Raw genomic sequence first — 26,387 nt, forward strand, 5'->3', positions numbered from 1 at the left:
CCTTCCGTTGCCGCCCGGCAGCGGCGGCGCGTACGTCTAGATGTCGTGCTTGCGAATGTTCTTCAGCATTTTCTGCAATGTCGCGATCAGCGCGGCGTATTCGGCGTCGTCGACATCGTCGAACATGGCCTCGAAAGCGTCATGCATGGCCGGCCAGGCGCGGGTGAACTCGGTGCGGCCTTCGTCGGTCAGGAACACATGGCGGATGCGACTGTCGCTAACCCCCTGCTCGCGCCGCACAAGCCCCTGCCCCTCAAGCGTGTCGAGCGTGCGGCTCAAGGTGGACTGCTCGATCACCGTATAGACCGAGAGGTCGTTGACGGTGACGCCGTCGGTGACCGACAGCACCGCGAGCGCCCGCACCTGCGAAATGGTCAGGCCCTGCTTGCGGAAATCGTCGCGCAAGGTGGCGTTGTAGCGGCCCATGATGCGGTTCATCAGATAGGGCGCGAATTGCTGCAGGCCGATCTGGCCCAAGGTCGAAATGCGCTGGCGCTTTTCCGCGATTTTCTGCTCCATCACAGTCTCCCCGCCAGGAGAAAGCCGGAGCCGCCGCCGAGGCCCGCGCCCGGATGGGTCGAGGCGCCGATATGGTAGAGGTTCTTGATGCCGGTCTGGTGATTGCGGCTGGTCTTGAACGGCCGCCACAGGAAGGACTGGTCGACGGTCGAGGACCCGCCATAGGGGTCGCCGCCGACCAGATTGATGTTCATCGCTTCGAGATCAGCAGGCGAATAGGCGCGGCGCGCGATGACGCTGTCCTTGAAGCCATCGATATGACTGGCAAGGATCGCTTCGGCGCGATCGGCATAGGCCTCGCGCAGCGCGTCGGTCCACTGCCCGTCCGCCGGCGCCTGCAGCTTGCCGGCGGCATCACCCTTGATGTGACGGGGAGCCTCGGGCAGTTGCAGCCACAGGATCGCCTTGCCTTGCGGGCAGCGCGAGGGATCGAGCGCGTGCGGCTGGCCGACGCAGATGGTCGGCACTTCGGGCAGCATGCCGCGCGTCGCCTCGTTGCAGGCCTTCGACACACCGTCCAACCCAGGCGTCAGATGCAGCAGCGCCACCTTGTCCAACCCCTGGCCCCGCCATGAAGGCGGCTTGTCGAGGGCATAGTGGATCTGGAAATTGCCTTTGCCGTAGCGGTATTTTTGCGTCGCTTCGACGTCGGTTTTGGGGCCGTCACTGCCGAGCAGCCGACCGTAAAGCTGCGTTGGCGTGACCGAGCAGATGACGCTCTTCTTCGCATTGACGGTCTCGCCCGAGGCCAATCGCACTCCGGTGGCGCGACCTTCGGTCAGGATGATCGAGGCAACGTCGGCCTCGGTGGAGATGACCCCGCCGCGCTCTTTGACAAGCGCCTCGAAGGCCGACAGCAGGTTCTTCGCCCCGCCCTTGACGATCGGCGCGCCCGCAGCTTCCAGCGCGAAGGCGATGACCTTGGCGATCTGGCCGGAGAAAGCATCTTCCGGCCCAAGTCCGGCATGCAGGACCCACGGTGCCCACAGCGCGCGTATGGTTTCGGACCGATAGGTGCTTTCCAGCCATCCGCGCGCCGGCACCAGCGCATCGCCGAGAAAGGCGGCCAGCCCGCGCGGGCTCCGCCGCCAGGCATCACCGGCGAGCAGCTTCATTGTCGGATAAGACCAAAGGCTGCCGCCGAGCAGGCCGAACAGCAGCCCGGCATTGCGCTCGATGCCGCCGACATCCTCGGCGTGCCGGTCGCCGTCGCCTGCGGCGATCGCATTGAAGGCGGCGATGTTGGCGGCGCGGTCGGTGCTGAGCACGGCATGGCTGCCGTCGGGCCGCAGCACCCCCGTCGGGGTGGCCGCGTGACAGAACTCCAGGCCATGCCGGGCCAAGTCCTTGCCCAGCGCCGCGTAAGCCGGCGAGGTAATGAACAGCACGAATGTCGTCGCCATCACATCATGGATGAAACCGGGCGCGGTGATTTCCTCGGTGCGCATGCAGCCGCCAATGCGGTCGTTGCGCTCCAGCACGAGTACCTTTGCGCCCTTGCCGCCCAGCATCGCCGCGCAGACCAGCGCGTTGATGCCGCTGCCGACGATGATGTGGTCGGGGGCGTTCATTGGCGGTTCCCCGTGGGCAGCGGATAGGCTTGGGAGGTCAGTCCTCTACGGCGCCCCCCTCTGTCCTGCCGGACATCTCCCCCTTTTGGGGGGAGATTGGCTGTCATCACCGCTTTCGCCAATCTCCAACGTTGCAGGAATGAGAGGGGCGCCGAAGCTGCCAATCTCCCCCCTTGAGGGGGAGATGTCCGGCAGGACAGAGGGGGGCGCCGTAGGGCGCGAGTGCCGCCAACCTGCCTCCCTATCGCATCGCCCGCGCGCATGATCTTCTCCCGAAGATCCACTTCGCCCTATTTGCCCGGCACCAGCGCCAGGGCGCGGATCGGGCTGCCGGTGCCGTGCTCGATCTTGAGCGGCGCGGCGATCAGGATGGCGCCCTTCGGCGGCAACTGGTCGAGGTTGCACAGGCTGGCCAGGCCGTAGCGGTTGGCCTTGTGCATCAGCGTGTGAGCCGGGAATGGCGGCTCCATGCCGCCGGCCTTGCCGGCATCGGTGCCGATCGTCTCCGAGCCCCAGCCCTTGATGTCCTTGCTGATCAGGAACTGGATTGCTTCCGCCGTCGGGCCAGGCGTGTGTGGGCCGGTCTCGTTGGCGTTGAGGAATTCGGCTTCCGAGCCGTTGCGCTTGTACCAGTCGGTGCGCATCACCACCCATTCGCCTGATTTGATGGCGCCATGCTTGGCTTCCCACGCCTTGATGTGATCGACGGTGAGCAGGAAATCATGGTCTGCGGCGGCTTCCTTGGAGCAGTCGATGACATTGACCGGACCAATAAAGTTCTGCGCCGGAATGGTGTCGGTGGCGCCATCCGGATAATCCTTGCCGCTGATCCAGTGCTGCGGCGCGTCGAAATGCGTGCCCGAGTGTTCGCCGAGCTTCAGCCAGTTCCAGGCCCACCAGGGACCATTCTTGTCGTAACGGGAGATGTTATGGATCTCGACCTTCGGCGTGTCGACGGCAAGTTCCGGCGGCAGCTTGATCAGCGGCGTGTCAGGACCGAGCGGCGCCGACAGGTCGACCACCTTGATGGCGCCTGAAAGAAGCTGGCCGGCGACTTCGCCGAGGAGTTGTTGCGTATCCATGGTCTCTGTTCCCTCTTGTCTGATGTGCTGAAGGCTCGTCTCGGCCCTTAATATCCTACTAGACGAAAACATATGCATCTGCAATTATCTTTAAGCATAAAGGAAATGGGTGCGGGGCGTGAGCGAGTTCGACGCCATCTTTGTCGGGGCGGGCCACAACAGTCTGGCTTGCGCCGCGCATCTGGCGCTCAAAGGCTGGAAAACCGGGGTTTTTGAGCGCAGTGCAAATATCGGCGGCGCCGTCCAGACCCGCGAATTCACGCTGCCGGGTTTCCGACACGATTTCGGCGCGATGAATCTGAGCCTGTTCGCCGGCTCGGCCTTCCACCAGAAATATGCAAATGAATTGAAAGCCCACGGGCTGGAATTCGCGCCGGTTTCCGACTGTTTCGCCAGCGCCTTCCCGGACGGACGCTGGTTCGGCGTCAGCAACGATCTGGAAAAGACGGCCGCGCGCATGGCTGCCTTCTCCGCCGCCGATGCCGCCACGTGGCGCAAGCTGGTCGCCGCCTTCCCGGCGGAAGCAGAGCATCTGTTTCGCCTCTTGGGATCACCGATGAGCGCCCGCGCCCTTGCCGGCACGGCGTGGAACCTTTGGCGCAAGAAGGGCCTCGCCGGCGCGCTCGACACCGGGCGCCTGCTGCTTTCCTCGCCCCGCGCGTGGCTGGAGGAGACTTTCGAGTCGCCCCATGTGCGGGCGACGCTCGCCACCTGGGGCATGCATCTCGACTTTGCGCCCGACATCGCAGGCGGTGCCGTGTTCCCTTATCTGGAATCCATGGCCAACCAGAGTTTCGGCATGGTGCTGGGCAAGGGCGGCGCCCACACCATCATTCGTGCCTTATCGGGGATGGTCACGGGCGCCGGCGGCAAGATCTTCACCAACGCCGAGGTGGCCGAAATCACGGTTTCGGCCGGCAAGGCGACGGGTGTGCGGCTCAAGTCCGGTGAGACGCACACGGCCACCAGGGCGGTCATTGCCGGCGTTGCACCCAAGGCGTTGGCCGGCACGCTTTTGCCCAACGGTTCCGGCGACGCCGGCTTCGACACGGCGATGCAAAAATTCCGCCACGCGCCGGGCACCATGATGATCCATCTGGCGCTGGACGATCTGCCGGACTGGCGCGCCGGCGCCGAGTTGCGGCAGTTCGCCTATGTGCATCTGTCACCGTCGCTCGACGCCATGTCGCGCACCTATCAGCAGGCGATGGCGGGCGTGCTGCCGGACGAGCCGGTGCTGGTCCTCGGCCAACCAACCGCGGTCGATCCGTCGCGCGCGCCTCAAGGCAAGCATGTGCTGTGGGTGCAGGTGCGCATGCTGCCGGCAGAAATCCTTGGCGACGCCGCCGGCAAGATCACGCCCGCGCATTGGGATCAGGTCAAGGATCGCTATGCCGAGCGCGTGCTCGACATCGTCGAAACCTACGCGCCCGGCCTGCGAGCCAAGATCCTTGGCCAGGCCGTGTTCTCGCCCATCGACCTCGAGCGCGAGAACCCGAACCTCGTCGGCGGCGACCAGGTTTGTGGTAGCCACCACCTGGCACAGAATTTCCTGTTTCGCCCGGCACGCGGCTACGCCGGTTGGAACACGCCTGTGGCCAATCTGCATCTCACCGGTGCCGCCACATGGCCGGGCGCCGGCACGGGTGCCGCCTCGGGCTTCATGCTGGCGCAACAGCTTGGCGGGAGGTAGCAGCCGAAAGGCATTGGGGTGGAGCAAGGCAAGGTACGGTTGCCCAGGGAACCCACTGATCAAACAACGAAGCCGTGCACGGAAAACAGAAAAACCAACAAGGGGAACGACCATGACAATCAACAGACGCGAATTGCTCGGATACGGTGCCGCCGCACTCGGGGCGACGGCCATCGGCCTGCCGAGGATCGCCGGGGCGGCGGCCGGCGAACTGACCATCGCCTACAATGTCAACCTGCCGTCCTGGGATCCGACCACCGGACCTTCGGCGGTCAACCCGACCATCCAGGGCCTCTACCAGTCGGTGTTCGATCAGTTCATCCCGCAGAAGCCGGACCTGTCCTTCGCGCCGGGGCTGCTCACCGAGTGGGGCTGGAATGACGACCGCACCAAGATCACGATGACGGTGCGCGAGGGCGTAACCTGGCATGACGGCTCGCCGTTCACGCCCGAGGACGTGGTCTGGTCGTTGCAGCGGGCCGGCGATGAAAAGACCGGCAACCCGATCCAGTTCGTGTGGAAGAACGTCAACAACTTCAAGATCGAGGGCAACAAGATCACGGGCGATGTCGTGCAGTTCGACCCGGTCTACTTCAAGTGGATGTCGTTCCTCACGGGCTACATCATGCCGAAGGCCTATTACGAGAAGGTGGGCGCCGAAGGTTTCGAAAAGGCTCCGATCGGCACCGGCCCGTACATGGTCGAGAAGTTCGAACGCAACGCCTTCCTGCGGCTGAAGGCCAATCCGAAGTACTGGGGCGGCAAGCCGGCATTCGAGAACGTGACGATCAAATTCGTCACAGACGCGGCGAGCCGTGTCGCCGAAATCGAGTCCGGCTCCTCGCAGGTGACGCTCGAGATTCCCTATGAGGAGTATGACCGCCTGATCGCCAAGGACGGCCTTGCCGGCTCGATCAAGAATGTTTCCGACATCGGCATGATCTTCTTCAACGACGTCGAGGCGATGCTGGACAAGAACGTGCGCCAGGCAGCCGTCATGGCGGTCGACAAGGAGCTTCTGGTCAAGCGGCTGCTGCGCGGCTACGGCCAGCCGCTCGCCACGCTGGAAACGCCGGAATACGCGGCCTACGACGCGTCGATCAAGGTCGAGCACAATCCGGAAAAGGCCAAGCAATTGCTGGCCGCTTCCGGCTATTCGCCGGAAAAGCCGGTCAAGTTCACCATCCAGACGACCAAGGGCTTCAAGCCCAAGGACTACGAGATGATCCAGGCGATCGTCGGCATGTGGCGCAAGGTCGGCATCGAGGCCACCATTGAAGTCTACGAGATCGCCAAGCATTACGAATTGCGCGCCGCCGACAAGCTGGCGCCGGCGGCCTTCTACAACTGGGGCAACGCCATCGGCGACCCGACCACCTCGACCGGCTTTGCCATGTATGGTCCGAGCCCGCACTCGGTGTGGGACAGCCAGGATCTGATCGACATGATCAACCCGCTGTGGGGTGAGAAGGACGAGGCCAAGCGCATCGCCGGCTGGAAGGCGGTGGACAAATACATCGCCGAGCAAGCCTATGTGCTGCCGCTGATGCAGTATGCGCAGCCGATCGTGCATGCCAAGGGCGTCAACGTCGTGCAGCATGTGTCCGGCGCGCTGTTGCCGGCCCTGATGACCCCGGCCTGATATCGGCCGGGCTTGCCGCGCGCCGTCCATAGCGACGGCGCGCATCTTCTTTCGGCATACGAGCCTCCGGGCTCCAGCAAAGATTTACATGCTCCTGCAACGATTCCTGATCCGTCTTTTGACGATGCTGATCACGCTGTTCGGCGTGGCCGTCGTCGTCTTCGTCGTGATCCGCATCGCTCCCGGCGATCCGATCGCCATGATGCTGCCGCCCGGCGCGACCGATGTCGACATCGCCCGGCTGCGGGCGCTCTACGGCCTCGACAAGACGATTGTCGAGCAGTTCTTCATCTGGCTGTCCGGCGTCGTCAAAGGCGATTTCGGCACCTCGATCTCGCTGCGGCAAGACGTGCTCGGGCTTGTCTTCAACCGGCTGCCGGCAACGCTGGAACTCGCCATCGTCGCGCTTATCATGGCGGTGGCGATCGGGGGGACGATGGCCATCCTCGGCGCCCGCGAACGAGGCACGGCGGTGGAAGCCGGCATCGACATCGCGAGCGGGGCGGCACTTTCCATTCCCGACTTCCTCTGGGGCCTGGTGCTGATCCTGCTGTTCGGGGTGCTGGTGCCGATCTTCGACATTTCCGGCCGGGTCTCGCCGCAACTCGACCTGCCCTTCGTCAGCCAGTTCTATCTGTTCGAAAGCTTGCTTCGGCTCCGCCTCGATCTCACATGGGATCTCCTGAAGCACATGCTCATGCCGGCGATGGCATTGGCATTGCCGCTGGGGGCGATCATCTCGCAGCTGTTGAAACAGTCGCTGAAGGAAGTGCTCGACCTCGACTATGTCGTGCTGGCGCGGGTGAAGGGTTTTTCGGAAACGCAGGTCATCCTACGCGAGGCGCTGAAGAATGCCGCCCTGCCCACGCTGACGCTGGTCGGCGTGCAGTTCACCTTCCTGATCGGCGGCACGGTCATCGTCGAGCGGCTGTTTTCCTATGAGGGCCTCGGCAACATGGCGATCGACGCCGTCATCAACCGCGACCTGCCGCTGATCCAGGGCATCGTGCTGGTCTTCGCGCTGTTGTTCGTGCTGATCAATCTCGCGGTGGATATGATGTACGCCCTGCTCAATCCGAGGCTGCGCCATGGATGAGAGCCGCATCTCGAGACACGGCTCAAGCGCCAGGCTTTGGCTGGCCGGCGGCTGGCTGCTGCTGGTGCTGCTGGCGGCGATCCTGGCGCCGCTGGTCGCGCCGCGGGACCCGCTTGCGCAGGATCTTATGCTCGAACGTTTGCCGCCGTTCTGGCTCGATGGCGCGGAGCCCGGCTATTGGCTGGGCACCGACAGCCTCGGCCGGGATCTCTTGTCACGCCTGATCTTCGGCGGGCGCATCGCCTTCATCGTTGCGTTCGCCGCCGCCAGCGCCGCCTGCCTTGTCGGCTCGACCCTGGGCTTGATCGCTGGCTATTTCGGCGGCTGGGCCGACCGCATCATCTCGCGCATCGTCGATGTCTGGATGGCATTCCCGCCGGTGCTGTTCGCCATCCTTTTGGTTGCCGTGCTCGGCACGGGTTTGAGCTCTGTCATCCTGGCGATCGCGATCATCGACTGGACGCGTTTCTGCCGGGTCATCCGCGCCGAGGCGATGGGCCAGTCGCGCATGGACTATGTCGAGAACGCCCGCATCGCCGGCTATGGCCGCATCGGCATCATGCTGCGCGAAGTGCTGCCCAATGTGGTGCCATCGATCGTGGCGCTGCTGTCGCTGGAAATGGGCATCGCCGTCATCGTCGAGGCGATCCTGTCCTTCGTCAACCTGTCGATCTCGACCGACGACCCGACCTGGGGCGGCATCATCGCCGAGGGCCGGCTGTCGATCCACCAGGCCTGGTGGGTGCTGGTATTCCCGCTGATCACGCTGATCCTGACCGTGCTGTCGTTCAGCCAGTTCGGCGAGGCGCTGAAGACACGTTTCGATCCGGTGCTGCGATGAGCGCCTGTCTCGATATCAAGGAGTTGAGCGCCGTGCTGCCGAACGGCCAGCGCGTGCTGCGCTCGGTGTCGCTTGCCGTGCAGCCCGGCGAAGTGCGAGCACTGGTCGGTGAAAGCGGCGCCGGCAAGACGATGATCGGCAAGGCGGTACTTGGCGTCTTGCCGTCGAGCGTGCGCATCGTCGAGGGCGATATGCGGCTCGAGGGCGAAGACCTCGGCAAGCTCAACCCGAAGGCACGGCGCACGCTGATCGGCGCGCGCACCGCACTGATCCCGCAGGATCCGCTGACCGCGCTCAACCCGTCGCGCCGCATCGGCCCGCAAACGACCGACCGGCTGGTGCGCATCCTCGGCTGGAGCGGCGAGAGGGCCGAAACCCGCATCCGGCAATTGCTGGACGAGGTGCAGATCCGTGACCCCGACCGGGTACTGAAAAGCTACCCGCACGAGCTTTCCGGCGGCATGCGCCAGCGCGTGCTGATCGCCGCAGCCTTCGCCGCCGAGCCCCGGCTGATCGTCGCCGACGAGCCGACCACGGCGCTCGACGTCACCGTGCAGAAGCAGATCCTGCGGCTCATCGCTGCGTTGCAGCGCGAGCACGGCACGGCGATCCTGTTCGTCACCCACGACCTCGGCGTCGTCGCCAAGATCAGCCAGAAGGTCTCGGTGCTCTATGCCGGCAAGGTCGTGGAAGAGGCCGAAACAGCTGCCCTCTTCGCGGCACCGCAGCACCCCTACACACGGGCACTGATGGCGGCAACGCCGCGCTACACCGATCCCCTCGCCTCGCTAAAGCCGGTCGACGAGGCAGTGCTGGCCGGGCTTGCCACGGAGATTGCGGCCGCGGACCAGGCGTGGAGGCGACCGCATGGCTGAGCCGCTGTTTTCCGTGCGCGGTCTGAAAGTCGCGCTGCCCGACATGACCCGCAAGCCGCTGATCGGCCGCGCGCCGCTGGCGGAAATCCTAAAAGGCCTGGACTTCGACCTGCCCAAGGGATCGGTGACCGGCATCGTCGGCGAGTCCGGATCCGGCAAGTCGACGCTCGGCCGTGCCCTGGTACGACTGCTGGAGCCCAGCGCCGGCAGCATCAGCTTCGACGGCATAGACATCACACATCTGCCGGAGGCGGAGTTGCGGCCGCTGCGCCGCGATCTGCAGATGATCTTCCAGGATCCTATGTCGTCGCTCAACCCGCGCCGCACCATTGCCAGCATCATTGCCGCGCCGCTGAAGCAGAACGGGCTTGGCGACAATCTCAGGGACCGCGTGGCCGAGGCCTTGCAGCGCGTCGGCCTGCCGCAGAGTTTCGCCGGCCGCTACCGCCACGAACTGTCGGGCGGCCAGCGCCAGCGCGTCGGCATAGCGCGCGCGCTGGCGCTGGCGCCGAAATTCGTGCTGGCCGACGAGATCGTCTCCGGCCTCGACGTCTCGACGCAGGCGCAGATCCTCACCCTTCTGGAGAAACTGGCGGAGGAGATGGGGCTGACGGTCGCCTTCATCAGCCACGATCTGTCGGTCATCCGGCGGCTGTGCCGGCAGGTCATCGTCATGCGCGAAGGCAGGATCGTCGAAGCGAGCGCGACGGACGCTCTCTTCGAAAATCCCCGACAGACCTACACGCGCGACCTGATCGCGGCCATCCCACTGCCGGAAATCGACGACGGCTGGCTGGATATTCCTTCCGCTGCCAAGGCTCCGACATGAATGCATACGCACGCCGAAAAGCGGGCTCGGATGTGCGACCGGCCAATGACAAAGCCCCGCCAAATGGAGGAGAAACTGACATGAAGACAACAATTCGAAATGCAGCACTCGCTGCCGCCATCCTCGGCAGCACCGGTGTGGCGGCAGCAAGCTCGATCCCCGGCATGCGCGGGCACGACCACACCGGCATCACGGTTCCCGACATGAAGCAGGCGGTCGATTTCTTCACCGACGTGGTCGGCTGCAAGAAGGCAATGTCGTTCGGCCCGTTCGCCGACGACAAGGGCACCTTCATGCAGGATCTTCTCGGCGTCGATCCGAAGGCTGTCATCGAGCAGGTCACCATGGTTCGCTGCGGCACGGGGTCGAACATAGAGCTGTTCAAATACACCGCGCCGGACCAGAAGGACCTGACACCGAAGAACAGCGACATTGGCGGTTTTCACATCGCCTTCTATGTCGACGACGTCGCGGCGGCGAAAGCCTATCTCGAGGCCAAGGGCGTAAAGACCAGGTTGGGGCCGCTGCCGGTCAAGGAAGGACCCGCCGCCGGCCAGACCATCCTTTACTTCCAGGCGCCTTGGGGCTTGCAGCTGGAAGCGATCAGCTATCCCGACGGCATGGCTTACGAGAAGGGTGCCGAGACGGTGCTGTGGAGCCCGAAGAACCCGGAAAAGTGACCCCACGGGCCGCGCGCGGCGATGCGCGAGCGCGCGGCCCGCTATTTCGCATAATCGTTTCGATATAAAACTTTAAGCTTGAAATATCTTGGCCCCGGCGCGATACTGAAACCAAGCAAGCGAAGAGGAGATCGCACAGATGAAGGTTGCGGTTCTCGGCGGCGGACCAGCCGGCCTTTACTTCGCCATTTCGATGAAGCTGAGGGACGCCGCGCACGATGTGACGGTTTTCGAGCGTAATCGCGCCGACGACACGTTCGGCTGGGGCGTCGTTCTGTCAGCCGAAACGCTCGAGAATCTGGCCAGGAACGATCCGGTCAGCGCCGTCTGGATCAAGAAGCATTTTGCGTATTGGGACGACATCGCCGTGGTCCATGACGGCGTGCGCACTGTATCCTCAGGCCATGGCTTCTGCGGCATCGGCCGCAAGCGGCTCTTGATCCTGTTGCAACGGCGCGCACGCGAGCTCGGTGTCAGGCTGATGTTCGAGACCGACATCGCCGATCCCCGGCCCTATATGGAGACGCATGACCTGGTCGTCGCCGCAGACGGGTTGAATTCCAGGGCGCGCAACAGCTTCGTCGACATCTTCAAGCCCGACATCGACACGCGCAAATGCAAGTTCGTGTGGCTCGGCACCCACCAGAAATTCGACGACGCCTTCACCTTCATCTTCGAAAAGACCGAGCATGGCTGGGTGTGGGCGCACGCCTACCAGTTCGACAGCGACACCGCGACCTTTATCGTCGAGTGCAGCGAACAGACCTGGGCCGCCTTCGGCTTCGGCGCCATGACGCAGCAGGAATCCATCGCCGTCTGCGAGCGCATCTTCGAAAAGCATCTTGGCGGCCACAAGCTGATGACCAATGCCAACCACATCAGGGGTTCGGCCTGGATCAATTTCCCGCGCGTGCTGTGCGAGCGCTGGTCGTCTGAGAATCTGGCGCTGATGGGCGACGCGGCGGCTTCAGCGCATTTCTCGATCGGCTCCGGCACCAAGCTGGCGCTGGAAAGCGCGGTTGCGCTGGCCGAGTATGTCGAAACCGAACCGGACCTCGACGCCGCCTTCCGCAAATATGAGGATGCGCGCCGCACCGAGGTGCTGAAGCTGCAGTCGGCGGCACGCAATTCGCTCGAATGGTTCGAGGAAGTCGAGCGCTATCTCGGCCTCGATCCGGTGCAGTTCAACTATTCGCTGCTGACCCGTTCGCAGCGCATCAGCCACGAAAACCTACGGCTGCGCGACGCGGAGTGGCTTGAAAGCGCGGAGGAATGGTTCCAGCGCCAGGCGGGCGCCGGCGCCAACAGGCTGCGCCGCGCGCCAATGTTCGCGCCCTTCAAGCTGCGCGACATGCGGCTCAGCAACCGCGTGGTCGTCTCGCCGATGGCGCAGTACAAGGCCGTCGACGGCTGCCCGACGGACTGGCATTTCACGCACTATGCCGAGCGTGCCAAGGGCGGCGCCGGGCTCATCTATATCGAGATGACCTGCGTCAGCCCCGAAGGGCGGATCACGCCCGGCTGCCCGGGCTTCTATGCGCCCGAACATGAGGCGGCGTGGAAACGGCTGGTCGATTTCGTCCATACCGAGACCGAGGCGAAGATCTGCGCACAGATCGGCCATTCCGGCGCCAAGGGTTCGACCCAGGTTGGGTGGGAAGGCACGGACGTGCCGCTCGCCTCGGGTAACTGGCCAGTCATGGCGGCATCGGCGGTCGCTTGGTCGCCGCAGAATCAGGTGCCGAAGGCGATGGACCGCGCCGACATGGACAGAGTGCGCGACGAGTTCGTGGCTTCGGCTGAGATGGCCGACCGCTGCGGCTTCGACATGCTCGAGATCCACGCCGCGCACGGCTATCTCCTGTCGTCCTTCATCACGCCGGTCACCAACCGGCGCACGGATGCGTATGGCGGTTCGCTGGAAAACCGCATGCGATATCCCCTTGAAATCTTTCGCGCCGTACGCGCCGCCTGGCCGGCGCAGAAGCCGATCTCAATGCGCATTTCGGCCAATGACTGGGTCGGCATCGAAGGCGTAACACCCGCCGACGCCGTCGAGATCGCGCGGCTGTTGCATGAGGCCGGCGTCGACATTTGCGACGTCTCGGCAGGACAAACTTCGGTGCTGGCAAAGCCGGTCTATGGCCGCATGTTCCAGACGCCGTTTTCCGACCGCATCCGCAACGAGGTCGGCATGGCGACGATGGCGGTCGGCAACATCTATGAGCCGGACCATGTCAATTCGATCCTGATGGCCGGCCGCGCCGACCTGGTGGCGCTGGCACGGCCGCATCTGGCCGATCCCTACTGGACGCTGCATGCGGCGGTGGCGCTCGGCGACCGTGGCGTGAAATGGCCGGATCCTTATCTGCCGGGGCGCGACCAGATCTACCGACTGGCCGAACGCGACGCCGCAGCGGGGCTGAAAGTATGACGGCCGCCGCGATGATCGCCGGCAGCCATGCCCTTGTCACCGGCGGCGGGTCTGGTGTCGGCCGAGCGATCGCTCTGGCGCTGGCTGGTGCCGGCATCGACGTCACCATATGCGGCCGCCGCGAGGCGGAGCTGGCCAAGGTGGCTGGCGAAAGCAAAGGCGTTTTCGCCATCACTGCCGATGTCACCAATGAGGCGGCGATGGCATCGCTTTACGAGACGGCGGAGGCCGCGCGCGGGCCGTTCGACATCGTCGTCGCCAATGCCGGCATGGCGGGCAGCACGCCGGCGCACAAGACCACGCTGGCCGACTGGCAGCGGACGCTGGACGTCAACCTGACCGGCGCTTTCCTGACGGTGAAGCCGGCGCTCGCCGGCATGGCCGCGCGCAAGGCGGGCCGCATCGTCTTCATCGCGTCTACCGCCGGACTGAAAGGCCACGCCTATGTTGCGCCTTACGTGGCGGCCAAGCATGGCGTCGTCGGCCTGATGCGGGCGCTGGCTGCCGAGACGGCGAAATCCGGCGTGACCGTCAATGCGGTGTGCCCGGGGTTTGTCGAGACGGACATGTTGGACGAGTCCATCGAGCGGATCGTTGAAAAAACCGGCCGTTCGACTGAACAGGCGCGGGCGAGCCTTGCCTCGACCAATCCACAAGGCCGCTTCATCCAGCCGCAGGAAATTGCCGCCGCCGTGCTGTGGCTGTGCGGCGATGCGGCGGCGTCGATCACCGGACAGGCAATTTCGATCTCAGGAGGCGAAACATGGTAGCCGGCCCCCTGCCCGCGCCGTCGGGACCCGGCAAGGACCGCTTGCGGCTGTGGATCAGGCTGCTGCGCGCCTCGCGCACGATCGAGGCCGAACTGCGCGAGCGGCTGAAGAAGGAGTTCAATACGACGCTGCCGCGCTTCGACGTGATGGCCGCGCTCTACCGTGCGCCCGAAGGCATGCTGATGAGCGATTTGTCGCGCTTCCTGCTGGTGTCCAACGGCAATGTCACGGGCATCGTCGATCGGCTCGTATCCGAGGGGCTGGTCGCCCGCGCCCGCCGCAATGGCGACCGCCGCACCTCGATGGTGCGGCTGACGGATGAGGGCTCGAAGTCCTTCGCAGTCATCGCTGCCGCTCACGAGGGCTGGGTCGGCGAATTGCTGGGCAAGGTAAGCGAGGACGACGCGCGCCGGCTGACCGGCATGCTGACCTCGTTCCGCAGCAACTGGGAGGGACGCGAATGAGCAAGATGGCCGGCTTCAAGCCGAAGCATTTCCTCTGGCAGGTCGAAGGCCGGATCGCCAAGGTCCGGCTCGACCGGCCGGAGCGCAAGAACCCGCTGACCTTCGACAGCTATGCGGAACTGCGCGATACATTCCGCGACCTCGTCTATGCCGACGATGTCGATGCCGTGGTGTTCCTGTCCAATGGCGGGAATTTCTGCTCCGGCGGCGATGTCCACGATATTATCGGCCCGCTGGTCAAGATGGACATGAAGCAGCTCCTGGCCTTCACCCGCATGACCGGCGACTTCGTCAAGGCGATGCTGAACTGCGGCAAGCCGATCATCGCGGCGGTCGACGGCGTGGCGGTCGGCGCCGGCGCCATCATCGCCATGAGCTCCGACATCCGCATCGCCACGCCGGACGCCAAGACGGCATTCCTGTTCACCCGCGTCGGTCTTGCCGGCTGCGACATGGGAGCCTGCGCGATCCTGCCGCGCATCATCGGCCACGGCCGCGCCGCCGAACTGCTCTACACCGGCCGCAACATGACGGCTGCCGAAGGCGAGCGCTGGGGGTTCTACAACAGGCTTGTAGAGGCGGCATCGCTCGAGGCCGACGCGCTGGACATGGCGGCGCGCATCGTCTCCGGCCCGACCTTCGCCCATGGCATCACCAAGACGCAGTTGAACCAGGAATGGTCGATGGGCCTCGACCAGGCGATCGAGGCGGAAGCGCAGGCGCAAGCGATCTGCATGCAGACGGGCGATTTCGAGCGGGCGTACAAGGCGTTTGTTGCCAAGGAAAAGCCGGTGTTCGAGGGGAATTGAGGATGAGCGGGTTGATGGAGACGTTGGCGGGACAGCGCCCCCCTCTGGCCTGCCGGCCATCTCCCCCTCTAGGGGGGAGATTGGCAGCTTCGGCGGCGGCAGCCATCCTGCGGCGCAGGCGATTCGCGAAAGCCGAGATGAGGATCGATCTCCCCCTTAGAGGGGGAGATGTCCGGCAGGACAGAGGGGGGCGCCGTAGAGCACGGACTCTGAAGAATAGCGGAGGCAGAAATGCCTGACCGCTCCTTCCTCGACTGGCCCTTCTTCGAAGACCGTCATCGCGAACTGGCCGGGCACCTCGAGGCATGGTGCGCGAAGAACCTGCCTGTCGATCACCATGACGTCGACGCCGCCTGCCGCGAGCTGGTGCAAAAACTCGGCCGGGACGGCTGGCTGAAGCCGACGGCGCTCGACACCGGCAATCCCGGGCCGCTTGACGTGCGGACCTTGTGCATCACGCGCGAGACGCTGGCGCGGCATGACGGGCTCGCCGATTTCGCCTTCGCTATGCAGGGGCTTGGCACCGGAGCGCTCAGCCTGTTCGGCACGCCGCAACAGCAGCAATGGCTTTCGAAGACGCGCGCCGGCAAGGTCATTTCCGCCTTTGCGCTGTCGGAGCCGCGCTCGGGATCGGATGTCGCCAATATGGAGATGACAGCGACCCGCGATGGTGACGGCTATGTCCTGTCGGGCGAAAAGACCTGGATCTCCAATGGCGGCATCGCCGATCTCTATGTCGTCTTTGCCCGCACAGGCGAGGCACCCGCCGCCAAGGGGCTATCCGCCTTCATCGTGCCGGGGGACAGCAAGGGCCTCGACATCGCGGAGCGCCTTGAAGTCATAGCGCCGCATCCGCTGGCACGACTGTCTTTCGATCAGGTCCGGCTGCCCGCCTCGGCGCTGATCGGCAAACCGGGCGACGGCTTTCGCATTGCCATGTCGGTGCTCGACGTGTTCCGCTCGACCGTCGGCGCGGCGGCACTCGGCTTTGCACGCCGCGCGCTCGATGAAAGCATCAAGCGGGTGGCCGAACGCAAGCTGTTCGGCGCGCCGATGGCCGAGCTGCAGATGGTGCAGGGCCATATCGCCGACATGGCGCTCGACGTCGATGCCGCGGCGCTTTTGGTCTACCGCGCCGCCTGGACCAAGGACATGGGCGCGGCGCGGGTAACGCGCGAGGCGGCGATGGCCAAACTGTTCGCCACCGACAAGGCGCAGGAGGTGATCGACAAAGCGGTGCAACTGCATGGCGGCGACGGCGTCCGCAAGGGTCACATCGTCGAAAGCCTGTATCGCGAGATCCGCGCGCTGCGCATCTATGAGGGTGCTTCCGACGTGCAGAAGGTGGTGATCGCGCGACAGGTGATGGGGGCGGCCTGACTCCGGTCACGTCAAGGTTTGGACTGTTTCGAACGCGGATATTGCGGAGAGTTTGAAATGCACGAGATTCTGCAGCCGGATGGCTGGGCCAAGCCGGTCGGTTACTCCAATGGCGTAGCGGCTCGCGGGCGGCTTGTCTTCGTCGGCGGACAGGTCGGCTGGAATGGGCAGTGCCAGTTCGAGACCGACGATTTCGTCGGCCAGGTGCGGCAGACGCTTCAAAATATCGTCGCGGTGCTGGCGGAGGCCGGAGCTGAGCCGCGGCACATCACGTCAATGACGTGGTATTTCACCGATAAGAGCGAATATCTGGCCAATCTCAGGGGTATAGGCGAGGCCTATCGCAAGGTGATCGGCCGGCATTTCCCGGCGATGGCCGCGATGCAGGTGATGGCGCTGGTCGAGGACCGCGCCAAGGTGGAGATCCAAGCCACCGCGGTTATTCCGGAATAATCGGCCGTCGCCCGTCATCCTGGGGCGCAGCAAGGGCGTAGCGATACGGCGCAGACCCCAGGATGAGAAATCAGGAAGGCATCGGCCAGACTATTTTCCGCGAAGGCCGGCCCGCTCCAGCAGCGGCAGCACGTGATCGCAGAAATAGGGGAGTTCCTGCGTGTAGTTGACGAAGGACAGCGCAATGCCCTGGTAGCCATGCCCGGCAATGGCGACCATATCGGCGGCGATCGTTTCGGGCGTTCCGACCAAGGGATAGGTGCCGGCGCCGCCGGCGAAACGCTGGCGATAGCGGTCATAGGCATACGGGTCGTGCGACCGCGAGAATTCCTTTTTGCCGGCCATATGGGCATCGACCGCCTCACGGTCGGCCAGATCGACGGCATAGCGTGTGTAATAGGCCTGCGCCTCCTCCATCGTCGGCCGGCAGACGACATGCGCCACGGTGTAGACGCCGACCTCGCGGCCAGCCTTGTCGGCCCGCTCACTGATATCGGCGACATGTTTGCCGGCATCGGCCATCTCGGAAAAGGTCGTGAACAGATAGTCACATCTGGCGGCAGCGAAATCGCGGCCCGGACCGCCGAAAGCCGCGTTCATCGTCACCGGTCGCGGAACTTGCAGGCTGGCCGGCCGGCTCACGGCTTCCTTGAGACGATAATAAGTGCCCTCATAGTCGAGAGGTTCAGCCGACGCATACAGCCTTTCCAGAATTTCGATCCATTCGGCGGCCTGATCATACCCCTTCTCGACCAGCGGCGTGCCGAACATGCCGAATTCCTTCGGGTTCCAGCCGCAGACGATGTTGAGGCCGGCACGGCCCTGGCTGATATGATCGACCGTCGCCAGCGCCTTGGCGGCGTAGAGCGGATGCACGAGGGGCACATGCACGGTCATGAACAGGCCGATCCGCTCGGTGGCCACACTGAGCGCCGCCGCCCAGGTGAAGGTCTCGAACGACCATTCGCGCACCCTGTTGCGGCCGCCAAAGCCGCGCCAGCGCGCGATCGGCAGCAGGAATTCCAGCCCCGCGCGGTCGGCGATCTGCGCCGCCGTCAGATTGTCGTGCCAGCTTGCCGTCCAGCGTTCAGGCACATCCGATATGGCAAGGCCGCCGTCGGCATTGGTCGAGAAGACGCCGAGCTTCAGTCTGTTTGGGCCGTGCAGGGGATGCGCTTTGATCATGTCCGGAACTCGCGGCGGGAGATCGACACGCTAGGCCCGCGCGAAAATATTTCAAGCCTGAAATAGCTTCGCCTCGCCGCTGTTTGCGGATATGAATTCCGGCACGACAACAAGGGGATGGAACGATGAGCGGGTTTCGCCACAAATGCATCTGTAGGGAAAGCCTCGTCGGTTCCTTTGCCGCCATTCCGCATCCCGTTGCGGTCGAGGTGATGGCGCAGTCCGGTCTCGATTTCCTCTGCATCGATTGGGAACATGCCCAGATTTCGCGCGACATGATCGAAACAATGGTGCGCGCGGCCGATATCCATCGCGTGCCGGCCATTGTGCGCGTGCCCGGCCATGCACCGGAAGCGATCGCCGCGGCATTGGACAGCGGCGCGCAAGGCGTGCTCGTCCCGCGCGTCTCGACCGCTGCCCAGGCGCAGGCGGCGGTGAAGGCCTCGCGTTATCCGCCGACCGGCGAGCGCGGCGTCGGGCCCGGGCGGGCCGCCGGCTATGGCTACCGCATCTCCGAATATCTCGCTCAGGCCAATGACAGCATCGTCGTGGCGGTTCAGGTCGAGACATCGGAAGGGCTGGCCAATATCGAGGCGATCACCGCCGTCGAGGGCGTCGACGTGATCTTCGTCGGGCCCGGCGATCTCTCCGTATCGATCGATGCGATCGGCCCCAAAGGCGCCGACAAACTCGCGCAAGCGATCCACAGGATCATCGATGCGACAATCGCGCATGGCAGGACATCCGGGATCTTCTGCGCGAAGCCGCAAGATGTCGCCCGATGGGCAGCACTCGGCGCCAGTTTCTTCATCCTGGCCAGCGACACGATGCTTCTGGGGGCTGGCGCTGCTGCCGGCAAAGCCGGCGCGGATGCCGAACTGGGCAGGAGCGGCCGCTAGCGCTATCGAAAGGTATGCCAGGCGCCGCCGCTGCCAACTTTTTAAGCTTAAAACTTTTGCCTTGAAAACTGCCGCGGTTTGGATAAGCATTCCTCGATCGATGGCGACTGCCGTTCCGGACGGGCTTGCCGGACATCCATCGTGGTGCATCGGGTGGGATCAAAGGGTTTCAGTCCTTGTCGTTCATGCTGCCCCCAGTCATCCTCCAGCACGCGCCATGCGTGCGAGGGCGTGCGCGCGCCAGATCCGCGATCCGCATACCGAGAGCATCGCCAACCTTGCCTTCCCGCCGATGTGCGTCTGCCGCGACCGGACAGCGCCCGACCGTATGGCAGCGAGCATGAATTGACGCCCCGCTGGGAGGTGGGGCGGCAAGAAACCGTGCGGGCATCAGCCCGCCCGATCAACAACCAGAGGGAACACCCCAGAGGGACCAACAATGAGCCTGACCCGTCGCAATCTCATCCTTCTCGCGGCCGCCATCGGCATCGCCGCCGGACCGGCAACCGCCTATGCCGCCGATGTGCTCAATGTCGGCGCCTACCCGACCAACCCGCCCTTCGAGTACAAGAACGAGAGCGGCACTTTCGAGGGCTTTGAAGTCGACATCGTCAACGAAGCGGCAAAGCGCGTCGGCATGACCACCGACATCGCCGATCTCGGCTTCCAGGCGCTGTTCGCCGCCACCACCTCGAAGCGCATCGATGTCGCCATCTCGTCGATCACCATCACGCCGGAGCGGCTGAAGTCGCAGTCGTTCACGCAGCCTTACTATGATTCCGACATGGGCATCGCCACCAAGACCGACAGCCCGATCAAGGCCGAGGCCGACCTCAAGGGCAAGATCGTCGGCGTGCTGTCCGGCTCGACCGGCGAGACCTGGGTCAAGGCGCATCAGGAGGCCGATGGCCTCAGCGACGTAAAGGGCTATGACACACAGCAGAACCTTTTGCTCGACCTCAGCGCCGGGCGCATCGACGCGGCTGTCAGCGACATTCCGGGCATGCAGTACTCCTTCACCAAGATGAAGGATCTCACCGTCAAGGAACGCATCAAGACCGGCGAACAGTACGGGCTGATGATGACCAAGGACCACCCGCTGCTCGGCAAGCTCAACGACGCGCTGACGGCAATGAAGAAGGACGGCACGCTGGCCGCGATCCACAAGAAGTGGTTCGGCAGCGACGCGCCCGCCGATTCCTCGACCGCCAAGGAAATGCCGGTGCCGAAGGCCTGAGCGGCGGCCGCCAAGGAGAACGTGCCGGCTCGAAAGGCCGGCACGTTCCGTTTGATACATAGTCTCCCGGAACCAGCGCGGCGCGGCAAAACCGCTTTCGCTGTTCCGGACCTCTGCTCCGGCGTCAAGGGACGCCAAACGGTTCGGGAAAGCCTCCCATGTCGCTGCTCGATACCTTCTTCAACGCCGACGTCATCGCGTCCAGTCTGCCGGCGCTGCTGCGCGGCTTTCTCAACACGCTGCTGCTCGGCCTGCTCAGCATCGGCATCGGCATCCCCATCGGCCTGGTGATCAGCCTGTTGCGGCTTTATGCGCCGAAGCCGCTCCGGTGGCTGGCGGTCGGCTACACCGATATCTTCCGCGCGCTGCCGGTGCTGGTCGTGCTGATCCTGATCTATTATGCGCTGCCCTTCCTCGGCATCCGCCTATCGTCCTGGGCTTCCGCCGTAACGGCCTTCGCCATCATCATGTCGGCCTATTCGGCGGAAGTGTTCCGCTCCGGCATCGAAAGCATTCCGCGCGGCCAGTTCGAGGCGTCGCAGGCGCTCGGCCTGCCGTTCCTTTTGACCTTGCGCAAGGTGGTGCTGCCGCAGGCGGTGCGCGTGGTCATCCCGCCGATGACCAGCAACTGCGTCTCGATGTTCAAGGACACCTCGCTCGCCTCCACCGTGGCGCTGCCGGAACTCCTGAAGGAAGCGACCAATGCACAGTCGCTCTATGCCAATCCCTCGCCGCTGATCGGCGCAGCCCTGGTCTATCTCATCTTCCTGTGGCCGATGGTTCGCCTCGTCAGCCTGCTTGAAGACCGTTTCAAGACCGAGAAGACGCGCTGACCCGCCTACAATTTCCCATCTACCGAGCACTTCGCAGGAGACGACCATGAACAAGCATCAAGCCGCCAATGCGACCGGCACTTCCGGCGCGTTTCCTGTTGAACGAATCCGGGCGATGTTTCCGGCCTTGCAGCGGGCAGGCGACTTCATCTTCCTGGACAACGCCGCCGGCGCGCAGATTCCGCAGAGCGTGCTCGATGCGGTGACCAACCATCTGGTTTCGCACAATGTGCAGCGCGGCGGCCGTTATGGCCGCAGCGTCACCGTTGACCAATCGGTCGCCGATGCGCGGACAAGCGTGGCACTGCTGATCAATGCCTACAGCCCATCCGAGATCTGCTTCGGCATGAACGCCACCTCGTTCATCCGCCTGGTCAGCCTCGGCATCGGCCAGATGCTTGAAGAGCGCGACGAGATCGTCGTCACCGACATGGACCACGACGCCAACATCGCGACATGGCTGGCGCTCGAATCCGCCGGCGCCAAGTTCAAGTGGTGGCGCATGCGCGAGGACGGCAATCTGCATGTCGACGATCTGCGCCCGCTGGTTTCAGAACGCACCCGGCTTGTCGCCTGCACGGTGACGGCCCATTCCATCGGCTCGATCGTCGACGTCGCTTCGGTGGCAGGGATCGCCCACGCCGCCGGTGCCGAAGTGTTCCTCGACTGCGTACATTACGGGCCGCACGGGCTGATCGACGTCCAGGCCTGGGATTGCGACTATCTCGTTTGTTCCGGCTACAAGAATTTCTCGCCGCATATGGGTTTCCTGTGGGGCCGCTTCGAAACGCTGAAGCGGCTGCCGACCTTCCGCGAGGATTTCATCCCCGACGAGCCGCCCTACAAGGTCGAGGCCGGCACCTTCATCTACGAGAACGTGTCGGGCATGGATGCGGCGGTGCAGTATCTGGAACTCATCGGCCGCAACCTTACTCCGTCCAACAACCGCTCGCGGCGCGAAAACATCGTCGCCGGCATGGGCGCCATCCGCGACTACGAGCTGGTGCTGGCGCGCGAGATGCTGGCTGTGCTGAAGAGCTGCGGGGCAACGATCTACGGCGTTTCCGAGGAGGCCCGGATCAACGAACGCGTGCCGACCTTCTGTTTCAACATCGGCAAATTGTCGCCGCAGCGGATCGTTGAGGAAATGGCCGAATTGCAGATCGGCATCCGCGACGGCCACATGTACGCCCCGCGCCTGATGAAGCGCCTTAACCTGTCGATGGACAGCGGCGCCATCCGCGCCTCGCTGGTGCACTACAATACGGTAGACGAGGTCAGGCGTTTCGGTGAAGCGCTGCGGGCTGTCATCGCGAAGCTGTCGTAAGCGCTCGACCCTTTTCGCGAGAGAAACCGGAGGCGTGACTGCCTCCGTTTCGTCATCCACGGGCGGAGCAAGGAGCGGAGCGACGCGGCGCAGACCCGAGGATGACGACCACCGCGGCTTAAGCCGCTTTCTTCTTCGCCAGCCTCGCCTTGATGCTGGCGACGTCGGCGCGCGGCGTGGCGGCGAACAGGGTCCTGGTGTAGCTGTGCTTGGGGTCTGAAAAGACCTCGTCGCGCGAGCCGTATTCGACCGCCTCGCCGAAATACATCACCATCACGTCGTCGGCGATGTAGCGCACCACGGAGAGGTCGTGGCTGATGAAGACATAGGTCAGCTGGAACTCGTCCTGTAGGTCGGCGAGCAGGTTGAGCACCTGCGCCTGCACCGAAAGATCGAGCGCCGAGACCGGCTCGTCCAGCACCAGAAGGCTCGGGTTCAGCATCAGCGCACGGGCGATGGCGATGCGCTGGCGCTGGCCGCCCGAGAACATGTGCGGATAGCGGTTGTAGTGCTCGTGACCGAGGCCGACCTTCTTCAGCATCTTCATGGCGAGGTCGCGCCGCTCGGCGGCCGTCTTGTCGGTGTTGATCAGCAGCGGCTCGCCCAGCACGTCGCCGATCTTCTGGCGCGGGTTGAGCGATCCGTAGGGGTTCTGGAAGACGATCTGCACCTTGCGGCGCATCTCCCTGGTCAATCCGCCCCTGGCGATGTCGACCTTGTTGCCGTCGATGAACAGTTCGCCCGATGTCGCCGGATCGATGAGCGTGATGATGCGGGCGAGCGTGGACTTGCCGCAGCCGCTTTCGCCGACGATGGCGAGCGTCTTGCCCTTATCCACGGTGAACGAGACGCCCTTGACCGCGTGCACCGTGCGCGGCCCGCTGAACAGGCCGCCGCCGATATGGTAGTCGCGAACGATGTTCTTGCCTTCGAGGACGGTGGTGCTCATGCGGAGGCTCCCGCGGCCGAGGGCGCCGGCTCGAACAGCATGTCGGAAACGGTCGGCAGCCGGTCGCCGACCGCGTTCTCCGGCAGCGCCGACAGCAGCGCGCGCGTGTAGTTGCTTTTCGGGCTCTCGAACAGCGACAGCACGTCGGCCTCTTCCATCTTGCGGCCCTTGTACTGAACGATGACGCGGTCGGCTGTCTCGGCCACCACGCCCATATTGTGGGTGATCATGATCAGGCCCATGCCGTATTTGGCCTGCAGCGAAACCAGGAGATCAAGGATCTGCTTCTGGATGGTGACATCGAGCGCGGTGGTCGGCTCGTCCGCGATCAAGAGCTTCGGATTGCAGGCGATGGCGATGGCGATCATGACGCGCTGGCACTGGCCGCCCGACATCTGGTGCGGAAACGAGCTCAGCCGTTCTTCCGGATCGGCAATGCCGACGAGCTTCATCAATTCGATGGCGCGCGCGCGGCGCTGGGCGCGGTCCATGCCCATATGGAAGCGCAGCACCTCCTCGATCTGGAAGCCGACGGTGAAGCACGGGTTGAGGCTGGCGATCGGCTCCTGGAAGATCATGGAGATATCCTTGCCGACGATCTTGCGCCGCTCGGACGGGCTGAGCTTCAGCAGATCGACGCCGTCGAAGGCCATGCGGTCGGCCTTGACGGTCGCGGTGTTGGGCAGCAGCCCCATCACCGCCAGCATCGCCACCGATTTGCCGGAACCGGATTCGCCGACGATCGCCAGCACTTCGCGCGGCTCGATCGACAGGTCGATGCCCTGCACGGCCATGAACGGACCGGCGGCGGTGTCGAAGGAAACGGTGAGATTCTTGATCTCGAGCAGGGACATGCTCACGACCTCTTCAGCTTGGGGTCGAGCGCGTCGCGCAGGCCGTCGCCGATCAGGTTGATGGCAAAGACGGTGATCAGGATGGCAAGGCCCGGGAAGGTCACCACCCACCAGGCGCGCAGGATGAACTCGCGTGCTTCGGCCAGCATCGTGCCCCATTCCGGGGTCGGCGGCTGCGCGCCCATGCCGAGGAAGCCCAGCGCCGCGGCCTCGAGGATGGCGTTGGAGAAGGACAGCGTCGCCTGCACGATCAGCGGCGCGATGCAGTTGGGCAGGATGGTGACCAGCATCAGCCTGAAATGGCTGGCGCCCGCGACCTTGGCCGAGATGACATATTCGCGGTTCTTCTCCGCCATCACGGCGGCGCGGGTGAGCCGGGCGAAGTGCGGCTGCAGCACGAAGGCAATGGCGATCATGGCGTTGACCAGCCCAGGTCCGAGAACGGCGACCAGCACCAGCGCCAGCAGCAGCGACGGGAAGGCCAGGATGATGTCCATGATGCGCATGATGAGCGTATCCACCCAGCCGCGGCAGTAGCCGGCGAGCAGGCCGAGGATGACGCCGGAGATCAGCGCCGTGGTGACGACGACGAAGCCGATGGCGAGCGAGAAGCGCGAGCCGTAGATCAGGCGCGAGAGAATGTCGCGGCCGACGGCGTCGGTACCGAGCAGGAACTGGGCGTTGCCGCCCGCCTGCCAGGCCGGCGGCGTCAGGAAGAAGTCGCGGAACTGGTCGTCCGGCGAATGCGGGGCGAGCAGCGGCGCGAAGACGGCGATCAGGATCAGCAGCGCGAAGACGAAGAGGCCGATCACCGCGCCCTTGTTGATCGAGAAATAGTGCCAGAACTCGGCGAACATCTGCAGCCGGGCGTCCTGCGGCCTGACGACGGTCGCGGCTTCGATTGTGGCAGGGCCTTCGTTGGTCATGTCAATTCGCCCGGATACGCGGGTTGATGACGGCATAGAGCACGTCGACGATGAGGTTCACCGACATGACGATGAGCGCGATCAAAAGCAACCCGCCTTGCACGGTGAAATAGTCGCGCTTGGAAATAGCGTCGATCATCCATTTGCCGATGCCTGGCCACGAAAAAATGCTCTCGGTCAGGATGGCGCCGGTCAGGAGCGTGCCGACCTGCAGGCCAATGGTTGTGACGACCGGGATCAGCGCATTGCGGAAAGCGTGCAGCCCGATGACGCGGCGAGGCGCCAGGCCCTTGGCGCGCGCGGTGCGCACATAGTCCTCGCCGAGGACCTCGAGCATGGCCGACCGCGTCTGCCTGGCGATGACGGCAAGCGGAATGGTGCCGAGCACGATGGTGGGCAGGACGAGGTGCGACAGGGCCGAGCGGAATGCACCCTTCTGTCCGGAGATCAGGGAATCGATGGTCATGAAGCCGGTTACCGGCTTGAAGAAATAGAGAAGGTCGATGCGGCCGGAAACCGGTGTCCAGTGCAGCATGCCGGAGAACACGATGATCAGCAGCAGCCCCCACCAGAAGATCGGCATGGAATAGCCTGCCAGCGCCGTTCCCATGGTCAGTTGGTCGAACCAGGAGCCGCGGCGGATCGCGGCGAAGATGCCGAAGGCGACGCCGATGATGATGGCGAAGATCATGGCGAAGATGGCAAGTTCGACCGTCGCCGGGAACCGCACCAGGAAATCCTTGAGCACCGGCGTCTTGGTGGAAAACGAGGTGCCGAAATCACCGCTGAGGATATTGGCCAGATAGGTCAGGTACTGTCGCCAGATCGGCAGGTCGAAGCCGAACTGGTGCATCAGCGCAGCGTGACGTTCGGGCGACAGGCCGCGTTCGCCCGCGAGCACCAGCACCGGATCACCGGGCAGGATGCGCACGAAGCCGAAGGCGAGGATGGTTATCCCGATGAAGGTCGGGACGATGAGGGCGAGCTTGCCGAGGATATAACGCAGCATGGCGGGCGAGGTGGGACGGCGCTGTGGCGC

The 26,387-nt window shown here is 64.3% G+C and carries 25 protein-coding genes; 17 read left to right on the plus strand and 8 right to left on the minus strand.

What is annotated here, in order from left to right; genetic code table 11:
- Nucleotides 1-36: 36 nt before the first annotated feature.
- The 3 genes from FJ953_RS17165 to FJ953_RS17175 form a co-directional block, all read right to left on the minus strand.
- Nucleotides 37-519: a MarR family transcriptional regulator gene (locus FJ953_RS17165; protein WP_140496955.1), complete on the minus strand. Its 483-nt coding sequence runs from the start codon at nt 517-519 to the stop codon at nt 37-39.
- The gene (locus tag FJ953_RS17170; RefSeq protein ID WP_140559696.1) at nt 519-2,090 is read right to left on the minus strand and encodes an NAD(P)/FAD-dependent oxidoreductase; all 1,572 of its coding nucleotides are present in this window, start codon (nt 2,088-2,090) and stop codon (nt 519-521) included. Before FJ953_RS17170 ends, FJ953_RS17165 begins: the two co-directional genes overlap by 1 nt.
- Before the next feature lie 290 nt (nt 2,091-2,380).
- Nucleotides 2,381-3,172, minus strand: coding sequence for a cyclase family protein (locus tag FJ953_RS17175; protein WP_140559697.1), 792 nt, complete (start codon nt 3,170-3,172; stop codon nt 2,381-2,383).
- 118 nt (nt 3,173-3,290) lie between these two features.
- Between FJ953_RS17175 and FJ953_RS17180 the strand changes: the two genes are divergently transcribed.
- From FJ953_RS17180 to FJ953_RS17245, 13 genes are all read left to right on the plus strand, one after another.
- Nucleotides 3,291-4,865 carry an NAD(P)/FAD-dependent oxidoreductase gene (locus FJ953_RS17180; RefSeq protein WP_140523768.1) on the plus strand — a complete coding sequence of 525 codons (1,575 nt, stop codon included), beginning with the start codon at nt 3,291-3,293 and terminating at the stop codon, nt 4,863-4,865.
- A gap of 112 nt (nt 4,866-4,977) precedes the next feature.
- Nucleotides 4,978-6,507: an ABC transporter substrate-binding protein gene (locus FJ953_RS17185; protein ID WP_140624853.1), complete on the plus strand. Its 1,530-nt coding sequence runs from the start codon at nt 4,978-4,980 to the stop codon at nt 6,505-6,507.
- Nucleotides 6,508-6,595: 88 nt separating this feature from the next.
- Nucleotides 6,596-7,603: an ABC transporter permease gene (locus FJ953_RS17190; protein WP_140624854.1), complete on the plus strand. Its 1,008-nt coding sequence runs from the start codon at nt 6,596-6,598 to the stop codon at nt 7,601-7,603.
- The gene (locus FJ953_RS17195) at nt 7,596-8,444 is read left to right on the plus strand and encodes an ABC transporter permease (RefSeq protein WP_140496967.1); all 849 of its coding nucleotides are present in this window, start codon (nt 7,596-7,598) and stop codon (nt 8,442-8,444) included. The genes FJ953_RS17190 and FJ953_RS17195 overlap by 8 nt, the downstream gene beginning before the upstream one ends.
- On the plus strand, nt 8,441-9,319 hold the full coding sequence (locus FJ953_RS17200; RefSeq protein WP_140496969.1) for an ABC transporter ATP-binding protein: 879 nt from the start codon (nt 8,441-8,443) through the stop codon (nt 9,317-9,319). Before FJ953_RS17195 ends, FJ953_RS17200 begins: the two co-directional genes overlap by 4 nt.
- Nucleotides 9,312-10,148: an ATP-binding cassette domain-containing protein gene (locus FJ953_RS17205; protein ID WP_140559702.1), complete on the plus strand. Its 837-nt coding sequence runs from the start codon at nt 9,312-9,314 to the stop codon at nt 10,146-10,148. Before FJ953_RS17200 ends, FJ953_RS17205 begins: the two co-directional genes overlap by 8 nt.
- An 80-nt stretch (nt 10,149-10,228) precedes the next feature.
- Entirely contained in the window at nt 10,229-10,828 is a 600-nt protein-coding gene (locus FJ953_RS17210) for a VOC family protein (RefSeq protein ID WP_140523755.1), read from the plus strand.
- 139 nt (nt 10,829-10,967) lie between these two features.
- On the plus strand, nt 10,968-13,262 hold the full coding sequence (locus tag FJ953_RS17215; protein ID WP_140496975.1) for a bifunctional salicylyl-CoA 5-hydroxylase/oxidoreductase: 2,295 nt from the start codon (nt 10,968-10,970) through the stop codon (nt 13,260-13,262).
- On the plus strand, nt 13,259-14,032 hold the full coding sequence (locus FJ953_RS17220; RefSeq protein WP_140624855.1) for an SDR family NAD(P)-dependent oxidoreductase: 774 nt from the start codon (nt 13,259-13,261) through the stop codon (nt 14,030-14,032). The genes FJ953_RS17215 and FJ953_RS17220 overlap by 4 nt, the downstream gene beginning before the upstream one ends.
- Nucleotides 14,026-14,496: a MarR family transcriptional regulator gene (locus tag FJ953_RS17225; protein WP_140513060.1), complete on the plus strand. Its 471-nt coding sequence runs from the start codon at nt 14,026-14,028 to the stop codon at nt 14,494-14,496. Before FJ953_RS17220 ends, FJ953_RS17225 begins: the two co-directional genes overlap by 7 nt.
- Entirely contained in the window at nt 14,493-15,305 is an 813-nt protein-coding gene (locus FJ953_RS17230) for an enoyl-CoA hydratase family protein (protein WP_140624856.1), read from the plus strand. The genes FJ953_RS17225 and FJ953_RS17230 overlap by 4 nt, the downstream gene beginning before the upstream one ends.
- 231 nt (nt 15,306-15,536) lie before the next feature.
- Nucleotides 15,537-16,685, plus strand: coding sequence for an acyl-CoA dehydrogenase family protein (locus tag FJ953_RS17240; protein WP_140624857.1), 1,149 nt, complete (start codon nt 15,537-15,539; stop codon nt 16,683-16,685).
- Between the two features lie 57 nt (nt 16,686-16,742).
- Nucleotides 16,743-17,138: a RidA family protein gene (locus FJ953_RS17245; protein ID WP_140496985.1), complete on the plus strand. Its 396-nt coding sequence runs from the start codon at nt 16,743-16,745 to the stop codon at nt 17,136-17,138.
- A 90-nt stretch (nt 17,139-17,228) separates the two neighbouring features.
- On the opposite strand, the gene FJ953_RS17250 is transcribed toward FJ953_RS17245, so the two are convergent.
- Nucleotides 17,229-18,323, minus strand: a complete 1,095-nt coding sequence (locus FJ953_RS17250; RefSeq protein ID WP_140624858.1) for an LLM class flavin-dependent oxidoreductase — start codon at nt 18,321-18,323, stop codon at nt 17,229-17,231.
- A 125-nt stretch (nt 18,324-18,448) separates the two neighbouring features.
- Here FJ953_RS17250 and FJ953_RS17255 point away from each other — a divergent pair, with 125 nt between their 5' ends.
- The 4 genes from FJ953_RS17255 to FJ953_RS17270 all read left to right on the plus strand — a co-directional run bounded on the left by FJ953_RS17255 (nt 18,449) and on the right by FJ953_RS17270 (nt 22,619).
- Nucleotides 18,449-19,222, plus strand: a complete 774-nt coding sequence (locus FJ953_RS17255; RefSeq protein ID WP_140624859.1) for an HpcH/HpaI aldolase/citrate lyase family protein — start codon at nt 18,449-18,451, stop codon at nt 19,220-19,222.
- A 439-nt stretch (nt 19,223-19,661) separates the two neighbouring features.
- On the plus strand, nt 19,662-20,459 hold the full coding sequence (locus FJ953_RS17260) for an ABC transporter substrate-binding protein (protein WP_140496991.1): 798 nt from the start codon (nt 19,662-19,664) through the stop codon (nt 20,457-20,459).
- Nucleotides 20,460-20,617: 158 nt separating this feature from the next.
- Nucleotides 20,618-21,292, plus strand: coding sequence for an amino acid ABC transporter permease (locus FJ953_RS17265; RefSeq protein WP_140496993.1), 675 nt, complete (start codon nt 20,618-20,620; stop codon nt 21,290-21,292).
- A gap of 46 nt (nt 21,293-21,338) precedes the next feature.
- Complete coding sequence (locus tag FJ953_RS17270) at nt 21,339-22,619, plus strand: cysteine desulfurase-like protein (protein ID WP_140624860.1); 1,281 nt, start codon at nt 21,339-21,341, stop codon at nt 22,617-22,619.
- A 118-nt stretch (nt 22,620-22,737) separates the two neighbouring features.
- Here FJ953_RS17270 and FJ953_RS17275 read toward each other — a convergent pair whose 3' ends face one another.
- The 4 genes from FJ953_RS17275 to FJ953_RS17290 all read right to left on the minus strand — a co-directional run bounded on the left by FJ953_RS17275 (nt 22,738) and on the right by FJ953_RS17290 (nt 26,357).
- Nucleotides 22,738-23,568 (minus strand): dipeptide ABC transporter ATP-binding protein, encoded by an 831-nt coding sequence (locus tag FJ953_RS17275; protein WP_140496998.1) that lies wholly within the window; start codon nt 23,566-23,568, stop codon nt 22,738-22,740.
- Nucleotides 23,565-24,422, minus strand: a complete 858-nt coding sequence (locus FJ953_RS17280; RefSeq protein ID WP_140497000.1) for an ABC transporter ATP-binding protein — start codon at nt 24,420-24,422, stop codon at nt 23,565-23,567. Before FJ953_RS17280 ends, FJ953_RS17275 begins: the two co-directional genes overlap by 4 nt.
- 2 nt (nt 24,423-24,424) lie before the next feature.
- Nucleotides 24,425-25,279: an ABC transporter permease subunit gene (locus FJ953_RS17285; protein WP_181165298.1), complete on the minus strand. Its 855-nt coding sequence runs from the start codon at nt 25,277-25,279 to the stop codon at nt 24,425-24,427.
- A gap of 70 nt (nt 25,280-25,349) precedes the next feature.
- Nucleotides 25,350-26,357 carry an ABC transporter permease subunit gene (locus FJ953_RS17290; protein WP_140624861.1) on the minus strand — a complete coding sequence of 336 codons (1,008 nt, stop codon included), beginning with the start codon at nt 26,355-26,357 and terminating at the stop codon, nt 25,350-25,352.
- Nucleotides 26,358-26,387 lie beyond the last annotated feature (30 nt).

Source organism: Mesorhizobium sp. B2-3-6, assembly GCF_006442305.1.
Lineage (GTDB): Bacteria > Pseudomonadota > Alphaproteobacteria > Rhizobiales > Rhizobiaceae > Mesorhizobium.

Bases quoted from the DNA above. Each gene is read 5' to 3' on its own strand.
- FJ953_RS17165 (WP_140496955.1), bottom strand. From the start codon at position 519: ATGGAGCAGAAAATCGCGGAAAAGCGCCAGCGCATTTCGACCTTGGGC.
- FJ953_RS17170 (WP_140559696.1), bottom strand. From the start codon at position 2,090: ATGAACGCCCCCGACCACATCATCGTCGGCAGCGGCATCAACGCGCTG.
- FJ953_RS17175 (WP_140559697.1), bottom strand. From the start codon at position 3,172: ATGGATACGCAACAACTCCTCGGCGAAGTCGCCGGCCAGCTTCTTTCA.
- FJ953_RS17185 (WP_140624853.1), top strand. From the start codon at position 4,978: ATGACAATCAACAGACGCGAATTGCTCGGATACGGTGCCGCCGCACTC.
- FJ953_RS17190 (WP_140624854.1), top strand. From the start codon at position 6,596: ATGCTCCTGCAACGATTCCTGATCCGTCTTTTGACGATGCTGATCACG.
- FJ953_RS17195 (WP_140496967.1), top strand. From the start codon at position 7,596: ATGGATGAGAGCCGCATCTCGAGACACGGCTCAAGCGCCAGGCTTTGG.
- FJ953_RS17200 (WP_140496969.1), top strand. From the start codon at position 8,441: ATGAGCGCCTGTCTCGATATCAAGGAGTTGAGCGCCGTGCTGCCGAAC.
- FJ953_RS17205 (WP_140559702.1), top strand. From the start codon at position 9,312: ATGGCTGAGCCGCTGTTTTCCGTGCGCGGTCTGAAAGTCGCGCTGCCC.
- FJ953_RS17210 (WP_140523755.1), top strand. From the start codon at position 10,229: ATGAAGACAACAATTCGAAATGCAGCACTCGCTGCCGCCATCCTCGGC.
- FJ953_RS17215 (WP_140496975.1), top strand. From the start codon at position 10,968: ATGAAGGTTGCGGTTCTCGGCGGCGGACCAGCCGGCCTTTACTTCGCC.
- FJ953_RS17220 (WP_140624855.1), top strand. From the start codon at position 13,259: ATGACGGCCGCCGCGATGATCGCCGGCAGCCATGCCCTTGTCACCGGC.
- FJ953_RS17225 (WP_140513060.1), top strand. From the start codon at position 14,026: ATGGTAGCCGGCCCCCTGCCCGCGCCGTCGGGACCCGGCAAGGACCGC.
- FJ953_RS17230 (WP_140624856.1), top strand. From the start codon at position 14,493: ATGAGCAAGATGGCCGGCTTCAAGCCGAAGCATTTCCTCTGGCAGGTC.
- FJ953_RS17240 (WP_140624857.1), top strand. From the start codon at position 15,537: ATGCCTGACCGCTCCTTCCTCGACTGGCCCTTCTTCGAAGACCGTCAT.
- FJ953_RS17245 (WP_140496985.1), top strand. From the start codon at position 16,743: ATGCACGAGATTCTGCAGCCGGATGGCTGGGCCAAGCCGGTCGGTTAC.
- FJ953_RS17250 (WP_140624858.1), bottom strand. From the start codon at position 18,323: ATGATCAAAGCGCATCCCCTGCACGGCCCAAACAGACTGAAGCTCGGC.
- FJ953_RS17255 (WP_140624859.1), top strand. From the start codon at position 18,449: ATGAGCGGGTTTCGCCACAAATGCATCTGTAGGGAAAGCCTCGTCGGT.
- FJ953_RS17260 (WP_140496991.1), top strand. From the start codon at position 19,662: ATGAGCCTGACCCGTCGCAATCTCATCCTTCTCGCGGCCGCCATCGGC.
- FJ953_RS17265 (WP_140496993.1), top strand. From the start codon at position 20,618: ATGTCGCTGCTCGATACCTTCTTCAACGCCGACGTCATCGCGTCCAGT.
- FJ953_RS17270 (WP_140624860.1), top strand. From the start codon at position 21,339: ATGAACAAGCATCAAGCCGCCAATGCGACCGGCACTTCCGGCGCGTTT.
- FJ953_RS17275 (WP_140496998.1), bottom strand. From the start codon at position 23,568: ATGAGCACCACCGTCCTCGAAGGCAAGAACATCGTTCGCGACTACCAT.
- FJ953_RS17280 (WP_140497000.1), bottom strand. From the start codon at position 24,422: ATGTCCCTGCTCGAGATCAAGAATCTCACCGTTTCCTTCGACACCGCC.
- FJ953_RS17285 (WP_181165298.1), bottom strand. From the start codon at position 25,279: ATGTTCGCCGAGTTCTGGCACTATTTCTCGATCAACAAGGGCGCGGTG.
- FJ953_RS17290 (WP_140624861.1), bottom strand. From the start codon at position 26,357: ATGCTGCGTTATATCCTCGGCAAGCTCGCCCTCATCGTCCCGACCTTC.